Raw genomic sequence first — 10560 nt, forward strand, 5'->3', positions numbered from 1 at the left:
TAGAAGTTAGTCGCACTGATTTCACAGAGGCGTTTGTTCTCAAGTGGCAAAGGTTGTTGAAATTGGGTATTGAGCAATCTGTTTGATCGCACTACCTCTGTGTCAAGGCACAAACTATGTAAGGGCGCAGGCACAAATCCTTTATCATCGTTCCATTCCCTTCACAGGATAGGATTATTAACCATCAGGTAAATCCTGCGATCGCTCCTGTTGCTCCTCAAATTCTGTTCCGGGTTGCTGCACAATGAAAAAGCAGCTATTGTACTCTGTGCCACCGTCGAGTACCCAATTTCCTGTGAACGGTCTGACGCCGCCATCGCTAATGGATTTCACCACCACATCATACTGACCGGGTTTGAGTGTGTAACGCCCCACAGGTCCTTTGGCGGGACAGGACTCTGGACCTGTACCCATATACTTTTGGCAGTCTTCACAGCGTTCTAATTCTTCAAATCGTGGTTCAGAACCGCTAAAGACAATCCGCATATCTTCCGGTGAGTCATTGCGAATCTCCACTACCGTCGTCCCAGACACTGTCCAACCACTGACTCCGGGGCGTTCGATTTTTCCAGCGCCTTGAGCTTTCGCCTCTGCTACCATAGACTTGGCTAAGGCTAACTCGACCTCTGATGCCAGTTGGTGCTGGGGGTAGTTTTCCAGAAACCCTTCGTACATCTTAACGGCATTGGTGTAGTCGTTACCCTTGCTGTACATCTGACCGCAAGCTTGGTAGAAAGAGGGCGAGTTCTGATTGGGTTCTGGAATCAATTGGTTTTCGACTAATTTATCGATTCGTTCACAGGCGCTGGGTTGAGCCAATGCCTCTATCCCCGCTTCCTCGAACAAACTAGCTGTCTTTTGGCGAATTGGCTGCCCTAATGCACCACTGGGATAACGACTAACAAATTCTTCATACGCCACCAGTACGGCTTCGGGTGTTGCCGTCTTCTGTTCCTCAACCACGTCTTGAAATGCTTGACATTCAGCCTTTTTCGCTCTAGCGCGAGCTATATAGTCGTTGAAATCGACGAATTGCTCACCCTTATTAATCACCCAATCAAACTCGGCAATGGCGACTTGACAATTTGCTGCGGTGTAAGCCTGCTCGCCTTCAGTGTAAGTCTTGCGAAGCCAATAATACTGACCCATCAGGTAGATCCCAGCACTAGCCGCTAGCAAACCAACCAGATGCCATCCCCGTATCGGTTGGCGTTGGGGTTGAGGTGCGCGGGGAAACCGAGATCCAGACATGGCAGACTCCTCAAGGCAGACAGGTTGAACTGCAATCCCAATATAGGCGATTTTACCATGGCGATCGCGCCCCAAGTCCCCCAAGTCATCAAACCCCAACATAACCGCCGCGACGAATTTCCCTCAGACCATATAAAATAAACAGGATTCACGAATAGTCACGCAATCACCGACACCTATGCCTCGCCGCGACGATCTTCACAAAATCCTGATCTTGGGTTCTGGTCCCATTGTTATTGGACAAGCCTGTGAGTTTGACTACTCCGGCACTCAGGCGTGTAAAGCCCTCCAGCAGGAAGGCTATGAAGTGATACTGGTTAACTCCAATCCAGCCACGATCATGACCGACCCAGATACCGCAGACCGCACCTACATTGAACCCCTGACTCCGGCAATTGTGGAGAAGGTGATTGCCAAAGAACGACCAGACGCCCTATTACCAACAATGGGCGGTCAAACTGCCTTGAATATTGCCGTTACCCTGGCGAAAAACGGTGTTCTCGACAAATACGGCGTCGATCTCATTGGTGCTAAACTCGATGCCATCGAAATGGCAGAAGACCGCCAGCTTTTCAAAGAAGCCATGGGACGCATTGGTATCGGAGTCTGTCCCTCCGGAATCGCCAGTACCCTAGATCAAGCCAAAGCCCTTGCCCAACACATTGGCAGTTACCCCCTAATTATTCGTCCAGCCTATACATTAGGCGGGACAGGCGGTGGTATCGCCTATAACCAGGAAGAATACGAAGAAATGGCACAAGCGGGGTTAGACGCCTCCCCCGTCTCTCAAATCTTAGTGGAACAGTCGCTGCTGGGATGGAAAGAATATGAGTTAGAAGTGATGCGGGATCTGGCTGATAACGTAGTCATTATCTGCTCAATCGAAAACCTTGACCCCATGGGCGTCCACACCGGCGACTCGATTACCGTAGCCCCCGCCCAAACTCTCACCGATAAAGAATATCAGCGACTCCGGGATTACTCCATTCAAATTATCCGCGAGATTGGCGTCGAAACCGGCGGATCAAATATTCAATTTGCCATCAATCCAGTTACCGGGGACGTGATAGTCATCGAAATGAACCCCCGTGTCTCCCGCAGTTCTGCCCTCGCCTCGAAAGCCACAGGGTTCCCCATTGCCAAATTTGCGGCAAAGTTAGCCGTGGGGTACACCTTGGATGAAATTCCTAACGATATCACCCAGAAAACCCCCGCCTCCTTTGAACCCACTATCGACTATGTAGTCACCAAAATTCCCCGCTTTACCTTTGAAAAATTCCCCAACGCCAAACCCGTACTCACCACCCAGATGAAGTCCGTGGGGGAAGCCATGGCAATTGGGCGCACGTTCCAAGAATCCTGCCAAAAAGCCCTACGTTCCTTGGAAATCGGACGCTACGGGTGGGGATGCGATCGCGTCGAAAAACTTCCCTCCCTCGAACAAGTGCGTTCTAGCTTACGTACACCCAACCCAGACCGCATCTTTACCCTGCGTCACGCCTTACAGTTAGGCATGACCGTCGAAGAAATTTATGAACTCACGAGTATTGACCCTTGGTTTCTCGATAAGTTTGCCGATTTACTCGAAACCGAAAAATTCCTCAAGCGCACTCCCTTAAAAAGCTTGACAAAAGAGAATCTTTGGGATGTAAAGCGTCAAGGCTATAGCGATCGCCAAATTGCCTTCGCGACCAAAACAACGGAAGATGAGGTGCGGGCATACCGGAAGCAACTTGGGGTTGTCGCCGTTTACAAAGTCGTAGATACCTGCGCCGCCGAATTTGAAGCACTAACCCCCTATTACTATTCCACCTACGAAGAAGAAACCGAAGTCATCCCCTCCGATAAGCGCAAGGTGATGATTCTGGGCGGTGGACCCAACCGGATTGGACAGGGAATTGAATTTGACTACTGTTGCTGTCATGCCGCTTACTCCCTCGCCAAAGAAGGGTTTGAGACGATTATGGTCAACTCCAACCCAGAAACCGTTTCCACCGACTACGACACCAGCGATCGGCTTTACTTTGAACCCCTGACGAAAGAAGATGTCCTCAACATCATTGAAACCGAAAAGCCAGAAGGAATTATCATCCAGTTTGGCGGTCAAACCCCACTTAAACTAGCCGTTCCCCTGCAAGAATTTTTAAACCGTCCAGAAATCCAAGCTGTACTCCCCACAAAAATCTGGGGCACCTCTCCCGACTCCATTGATATTGCCGAAGATCGGGAACGCTTTGAGAAAATCCTACGCCAACTGGATATCAAACAGCCTCCCAATGGCATCGCCCGCAGTTATGAGGAGGCGTTAAACATCGCCAAGCGCATCGGCTACCCGGTGGTTGTGCGTCCCTCCTACGTCCTCGGTGGACGGGCAATGGAAATTGTCTATTCTGACTTCGAGTTGGAACGTTATATGACCTTTGCGGTACAGGTTGAACCGGAACACCCGATTCTGATTGACAAGTTCTTGGAAAACGCCATTGAAGTCGATGTAGACGCGATCGCAGATCATACCGGTCGAGTGGTGATTGGTGGCATTATGGAGCATATCGAACAAGCTGGCATTCACTCCGGTGACTCGGCTTGTTCCATTCCCTTTATTTCCCTGAGCCCCACGGCAATGGAAACCATTCGCACCAGTACCCATCAATTAGCCACAACGCTGAAAGTTATCGGGTTGATGAATATCCAGTTTGCCGTGCAAGGGGAAACCGTTTATATCCTGGAAGCCAACCCTAGGGCGTCGCGTACCGTTCCCTATGTCTCCAAAGCAACGGGTGTCCCTCTCGCGGCTTTTGCTTCCCGGATCATGGCAGGAGAAACCCTAGAAGCCCTAGGTTTAACCCAGGAACCTCAACTCCAGCACATTGCGGTCAAAGAAGCCGTCTTGCCCTTTGATAAATTCCCCGGTACTGATGTTATCCTTGGACCGGAAATGCGGTCTACGGGTGAAGTGATGGGCATTGATACAGACTTTGGTAAGGCATTTGCCAAGGCAGAATTAGCCGCCGGTCAGCTTTTACCTCTTTCGGGTACTGTCTTTGTCTCCACCAATAACCGGGATAAAACCAATGTTGTCCCAGTGGTTCAAGACTTGATGGACTTGGGCTTTAATGTTATTGCCACGGAAGGGACACGCCAAGCCCTCCAGGATCAGGGGTTGTCGGTTGATTTAATCCTGAAACTGCACCAAGGGCGTCCCCATGTCTTGGATGCGATTAAGAATAAGCAGATTCAGTTGATTATTAATACCCCAACCGGAGAAGATGCCCAAGCCGATGGTCGTTTAATTCGGCGTACCGCACTGGCTTACAAAATCCCAATTGTTACCACGATTGCTGGTGCAAAGGCAACAGCCGGGGCAATTCGTTCATTGAAGTCTCAGCCTTTGGATGTGAAAGCGTTGCAAGACTACATTCACGATATTCACTAAGCAGTGATCGGTATCAACATTGTCTGGTGATCGATGATCCGTGATCAGGGGTTGCCGATCACAAAATAACCGCCTAAAGTTCAATCCGGGTTTGACTGCAATTGCCTCAATTCCAGCAAATCCAATGGACTTTAGGCGAAAACAGGGATTAGGTTAAGGTAGAATGTATTTGTCTATACTTAAAAAAAAATCATCGACTGATAAATTATCAAAGAAGTACGAATAGACAAGGCAGAAGATTACACGGGGAGAAAAATAGACGTAAAATTGGGGTAAGTGGGGTTGTCAGAGAGTCAGGGATGGGTAAAATAGCGTTGTCTGAACGGACAGCCTCTGTACCCCATACTCCCGTTTCACGATAGTGATATCAACTTGGTGTTAGCAGCCGTGGAAATGTGACCTCGACAACAAGCAGCAGGAGCCATCCTTAATCATTCCACCGTAGAATACAGTGTAAGTCATAAACTGCTGCCCCATCGGTCAAATCGCCCAACGTTTTTAATAGTTAAGCAGATTGTGAATCGCGATGGCTGTATCGGTTTCTCAGGCGGCAACATGTCCCAACAGCACTCAAATTCCGGTGTCTTTGAAATCTCTTCCCATCACACCTGTTCCGGATACTCTGGTGATCACCTATCTCCAGATGACCGATCCGACTCAATTCCGTCCGGCGTATCTCAACTACCCCGAGGGGATCAAAATGATGTGTATGGATACGCCTGATGTTGCCTTCTATCGTTTCCTGTACAGTACAGTGGGTAAGCCCTGGCGTTGGCGCGATCGCTTATCCTGCTCGGATGAAGAACTCCAAGACATTCTCACTGCCTCTGAAACCAGTATTCACATCCTCTATGTCAATGGTGCGCCAGCCGGATACATTGAATTGGTCAAGCGTCGCGAAGGACCTTCAGGGCGGTTCTACTCGACAGAAATTGTGTATTTTGGTTTGCGCGAAAACTATCTAGGGCGAGGGTTAGGCAAGCATTTACTCAGCCACGGTATTGCTTATGCTTGGAACAAAGGGACGCAACGCCTCTGGATTCATACCAGCAATCTGGATAGCCCCTACGCCCTAGATAATTGCATTAAACGGGGCTTTAAAATCTATCGGATTGAAAAAGAACCCATGCCAGAGTTTTATCGTCAACCCTAAGGGGGTGATGGGGAAGATATACCGTAGGGTGGGCAATGCCCACCAGCCTCATCTGAGCGTGCCATTGAACTTAAAGTAGATATATTGTCTTCACTTCATATAACTACAGCTTATGCGACCAATGCACAAGTCGCCCAGAAATGGCACAATATTGGTTTGTCGATCTGCCAAAGTCTCAAGCTTAATGGATTAAGGTAGAGAGATAAGTTTTGTCATGCTCCAGCCGATCAGGGTTAGCCATTTCCTTCGCTGTCAGCCAACTGATGTATCCATTGCCGTTGAGTGACCATCGTTAAGCACCAGAGTCAGCGTCAGAGCCTAGAGTTCAGCCTAAAGCACTTCCTAACACAGATTCTCCTTTTCGATTGTCAGGTGTACATTTACTAATCTGGGAAACATTTCTACCAATGTATCCAAGCCCATACTACAGCATCACCCACCGACCATGCAGACTATCGAAAAGACAGAAACCCAACTTCTAGAGCTGAAAACCCGCCTGAGTGAAATCAATGATCTCGAAGCCGCCGCGTCTCTGTTGTACTGGGATCAGGCAACTTATATGCCGCCAAAAGGTGCAGCTGCTCGCGGACGACAGCTAGCGACATTGCAACAAATTTCCCATAGTAAATTTATTGAAGAAGCCATGGGTCAGCTTCTAGAGGACTTAAGCTCCCTAGAAGCCAGTTTGCCCTACGACTCGGACGAAGCCAGTTTATTGCGTGTCACCCGCCGCAAATATGAGCGGGCGGCGCGGGTTCCCGCCACGTTTATGGCAAAATTCTCTCGCCATCGCACAGAAACCTACGGTGCATGGGTAGCCGCACGCCCCGAGAATAATTTTGCTGCGGTTGAACCCTATTTGGAAAAAACCCTAGAGTTGAGTCGGGAATTGGCGAACTTTTTCCCAGGATACGATCATATTGCCGATCCGTTAATTGATTTTGCCGATTATGGTATGCAAACTGGCTTTTTGCGATCGCTGTTTACCCAGTTGCGAGACGAATTGGTGCCGATGGTGGAAGCGATTACCGCCCAAAAGGAGACGGATGATAGTTGTTTGCATCAGCATTATCCAGCTCAAGAGCAGTTGGGATTTACCCTGAAAATCATTGAGCAGTTGGGGTATGACTTTCAACGGGGACGACAAGATCAAACCCATCACCCCTTTATGATCAACTTCTCCACAGACGATGTCCGGATTACCACTCGCGTCTACGACAATGACTTAGGACAGGCGCTGTTTAGTAGTATTCATGAAATGGGTCATGCTTTGTATGAACAAGGCATTAGCCCAACCTTAGAAGGAACTCCCTTAGCGGGTGGTACATCGGCAGGTATTCATGAAAGTCAATCGCGGCTGTGGGAAAATATAGTCGGGCGCAGTCGCGGCTTTTGGCAATTCTTCTATCCCCAACTACAAGGCGCATTTCCCGATCAGCTCAAGGATGTTCCCCTAGAGACATTCTATCGAGCTATCAACAAAGTCGTGCGATCGCTAATTCGCACCGATGCAGATGAGGTTACCTACAACCTCCATGTCCTGATCCGCTTTGACTTAGAACTACAATTGCTCGAAGGGAGTTTAACCGTCCGTGACCTACCAGAAGCGTGGAAAGAACGCTATCGTTCAGATTTAGGGATTGTCCCCGAAACGGATACTGATGGAGTCCTGCAAGATGTTCACTGGTATACCAGTCAAATTGGTGGCATGTTCCAATGCTACACCCTCGGTAATTTGATCAGTGCCCAATTTTTTGAAGCCGCGAACGCGGCTCATCCCGAAATCTTAGCTAAGATTGAGCAAGGACAATTCAGTACATTGCATAATTGGTTAAGAGAAAACATATACCAACACGGTTGCAAGTACACAGCGGCTGAATTAATCAAGGGCGTCACCGGTGCAGATTTGCACATCGCTCCATTCATCCGTTATATCCGGCAAAAGTACGGGCAACTTTACGACTTGTAAGGATTGCCTGAATTTTCCTGTGTTGCTCAACCCCCTAAAACACTCGTGCAGCAAGGTTTTGATGAACTGATCTGCTCAATTACCCCTCCTACCCCACGCCCGAAAAAAAAGTGGTCACTTTTCTGTTACCGCTTTGGAGTAGGGCGTTTTTCGGGAGTCTTTATTTTGAAGAAAACCCTTGGAACGTTGTAATGCTCAATCTGATCCAGAACGTACTCAATTGTGAAGAACGAAATGATTTGCGCCAATTTGCTAGTCAATTAAAACAGTCAGGACCGAGGTATCTACTGCGAAACGATATTCTGTCTGATTTTAGTAAATACTGCGCCGACCAGCAGAAACCGGACTATTATTATCATTCGTCTAATCTAGGACGACTGATTTATTACACTCAAGAAATTATTCTCGATCAGGAAAGTCTCTACCTGATCATCCGACCCAAGATTGCCGAACAAGAAGCGTTTCAAGTTCTGGAAGACTTAACCGTTGAGCCGATCACAGTTCAACAACTGCTCGATGTGCGCGATCGCTTCGTCAACCATTATCGTCCCCATGAAGGGGATGTCCTCGAACTCGATTTTAAACCATTTTACGATTATAGTCCAATTATTCGGGACTCCAAAAACATTGGCAAGGGTGTCCAGTTCCTAAATCGCTTTCTTTCGAGTAAACTGTTTCAAGATCCCCGCCAATGGCAGGAATCGTTATTCAACTTCTTAAGTCTCCATGAAGTGCAAGGGACTCAGCTGCTGATTAACGGACGGATTAAAAGCCAGCAGCAGCTTTCTGATCAGGTGAAACTAGCCCTCGGCTTTGTTAGCGATCGCGCCGATAATGAACCCTACGAAACCTTTCGCTTCACTCTCCAAGACATGGGGTTTGAAGCGGGTTGGGGGAATACCGCCAGTCGAGTCCGAGAAACCCTAGAAATACTCGATGAACTGATTGATTCTCCCGATCACCAGGGACTTGAGAAATTTCTTTCCCGCATCCCGATGATTTTTCGGATTGTTTTAGTCTCCATCCACGGTTGGTTTGGACAAGAAGGAGTCTTAGGACGTCCCGATACCGGGGGTCAAGTCGTTTATGTTCTGGATCAAGCGCGGAGTTTAGAAAAGCAGCTACAAGAAGATATTAAACTCGCCGGCTTAGAGTTGTTGAATGTCAAGCCAAAAGTGATCATCCTTTCCCGTTTAATTCCCAACAATGATGGCACGCGCTGTAATGAACGCTTAGAAAAAGTTCATGGCACGGATAATGCTTGGATATTGCGCGTTCCCTTCCGAGAATTTAACCCTAACTATACCCATAACTGGATTTCTCGGTTTGAGATTTGGCCCTATCTGGAAACCTACGCCATTGATGCAGAAAAAGAACTCCGGGCAGAATTTCAAGGGGTTCCCGATTTCATTGTCGGTAACTATTCCGATGGCAATTTAGTGGCATTTCTCCTATCCCGCCGCATGGATGTGACTCAGTGTATTGTTGCCCACGCCTTAGAAAAATCTAAATACCTATTCAGTAATCTCTACTGGCAGGAATTAGAAAATCAATATCATTTCTCTATCCAATTTACCGCTGATTTGATTGCCATGAATGCGGCAAACTTTATTATCAGCAGTACCTATCAGGAGATTGTGGGGAAGCCGGATAGTGTGGGTCAGTATGAATCTTACCAGAATTTCACGATGCCGGATTTGTATCATGTTGTAAATGGGATTGAGTTATTTTCACCCAAGTTTAATGTTGTACCGCCGGGAGTGAATGAACAGGTTTACTTCCCTTACACCCGTACTGAGGATCGGGTTCCTCGCGATTGTGAACGCTTAGAGGACTTAATCTTTACCTTAGACGATCCGTCTCAAGTCTATGGTACATTGGATGACCCGAAAAAGCGCCCCCTGTTTTCTATTGCGCGTCTTGACCGGATTAAAAATCTGACGGGTTTAACTGAATGTTTTGGCAAGAGTAAAGCCTTACAAGAGCAGTGTAACCTGATTTTAGTCGCCGGGAAATTACGCACGGAAGAATCAACGGATAACGAAGAAAAGGATGAAATCGTTAAACTCTATCGACTCATCGACGAATATAATTTACACGGTAAGATTCGTTGGTTAGGCGTGCGCTTACCCAAGCGGGATTCTGGGGAAATCTATCGGGTGATTGCGGATTACCGGGGTATTTTTGTCCAGCCTGCGCTGTTTGAAGCCTTCGGTTTGACAATTTTGGAAGCCATGATTTCAGGGTTGCCAACCTTTGGGACGCAGTTTGGCGGACCGTTGGAAATTATTCAGGATAAGGTGAATGGTTTCTTAATTAACCCCACGAACCTGGAAGAAACGGCTAATAAGATTTTGGATTTTCTCTCCAAATGTGAACAAAATCCAGATTATTGGTTAGAAATCTCAAATCGGGGAATGGAACGGGTGTATAGTACCTATACCTGGAAGATTCACACTAGCAGACTCCTATCCTTGGCGCGGATTTATGGCTTTTGGAATTATACCTCTAAAGAAAAGCGGGAGGACTTGCTGCGGTATATTGAGGCGTTGTTTTATCTCATTTATAAGCCTCGCGCCCAACAATTGTTAGAAGAACATCTGAAGCGTTGAGCCTTTATCACCCCCTTTTTCCACGGCGATTGAAATCGCTGCTACACAAACTTTCGTCCGCCTGCGCGGACTAGGTGATAACGGGGGTAGCTAACCCGGATTTGGTATCAGTAGGGTGGGCAATGCCCACCGACTATTTAGA

Annotated in this window: 5 protein-coding genes; 4 read left to right on the forward strand and 1 reads right to left on the reverse strand. The window is 47.8% G+C overall.

The window, feature by feature from the left end; all coding sequences use genetic code 11:
• Positions 1–177 precede the first annotated feature (177 nt).
• Positions 178–1353 (reverse strand): tetratricopeptide repeat protein, encoded by a 1176-nt coding sequence (locus RIM23_RS11235; protein WP_446367076.1) that lies wholly within the window; start codon positions 1351–1353, stop codon positions 178–180.
• Between the two features lie 76 nt (positions 1354–1429).
• Here RIM23_RS11235 and carB point away from each other — a divergent pair, with 76 nt between their 5' ends.
• From carB to RIM23_RS11255, 4 genes are all read left to right on the forward strand, one after another.
• The gene (carB, locus tag RIM23_RS11240) at positions 1430–4684 is read left to right on the forward strand and encodes a carbamoyl-phosphate synthase large subunit (protein WP_446367078.1); all 3255 of its coding nucleotides are present in this window, start codon (positions 1430–1432) and stop codon (positions 4682–4684) included.
• A 526-nt stretch (positions 4685–5210) separates the two neighbouring features.
• Entirely contained in the window at positions 5211–5837 is a 627-nt protein-coding gene (locus RIM23_RS11245) for a GNAT family N-acetyltransferase (RefSeq protein ID WP_446359671.1), read from the forward strand.
• Positions 5838–6282: 445 nt separating this feature from the next.
• Complete coding sequence (locus RIM23_RS11250; RefSeq protein ID WP_446367080.1) at positions 6283–7806, forward strand: carboxypeptidase M32; 1524 nt, start codon at positions 6283–6285, stop codon at positions 7804–7806.
• 191 nt (positions 7807–7997) lie between these two features.
• A complete protein-coding gene (locus tag RIM23_RS11255) occupies positions 7998–10418 on the forward strand; it encodes a sucrose synthase (protein ID WP_446367082.1) in 2421 nt (806 codons plus the stop codon).
• The last annotated feature ends 142 nt before the right edge of the window (positions 10419–10560 follow it).

The sequence above is a fragment of the Coleofasciculus sp. G3-WIS-01 genome, assembly GCF_040223135.1.
Taxonomy (GTDB): domain Bacteria; phylum Cyanobacteriota; class Cyanobacteriia; order Cyanobacteriales; family Coleofasciculaceae; genus Coleofasciculus.

Bases quoted from the DNA above. Each gene is read 5' to 3' on its own strand.
- RIM23_RS11235 (WP_446367076.1), bottom strand. From the start codon at position 1,353: ATGTTGGGGTTTGATGACTTGGGGGACTTGGGGCGCGATCGCCATGGT.
- carB (WP_446367078.1), top strand. From the start codon at position 1,430: ATGCCTCGCCGCGACGATCTTCACAAAATCCTGATCTTGGGTTCTGGT.
- RIM23_RS11245 (WP_446359671.1), top strand. From the start codon at position 5,211: ATGGCTGTATCGGTTTCTCAGGCGGCAACATGTCCCAACAGCACTCAA.
- RIM23_RS11250 (WP_446367080.1), top strand. From the start codon at position 6,283: ATGCAGACTATCGAAAAGACAGAAACCCAACTTCTAGAGCTGAAAACC.
- RIM23_RS11255 (WP_446367082.1), top strand. From the start codon at position 7,998: ATGCTCAATCTGATCCAGAACGTACTCAATTGTGAAGAACGAAATGAT.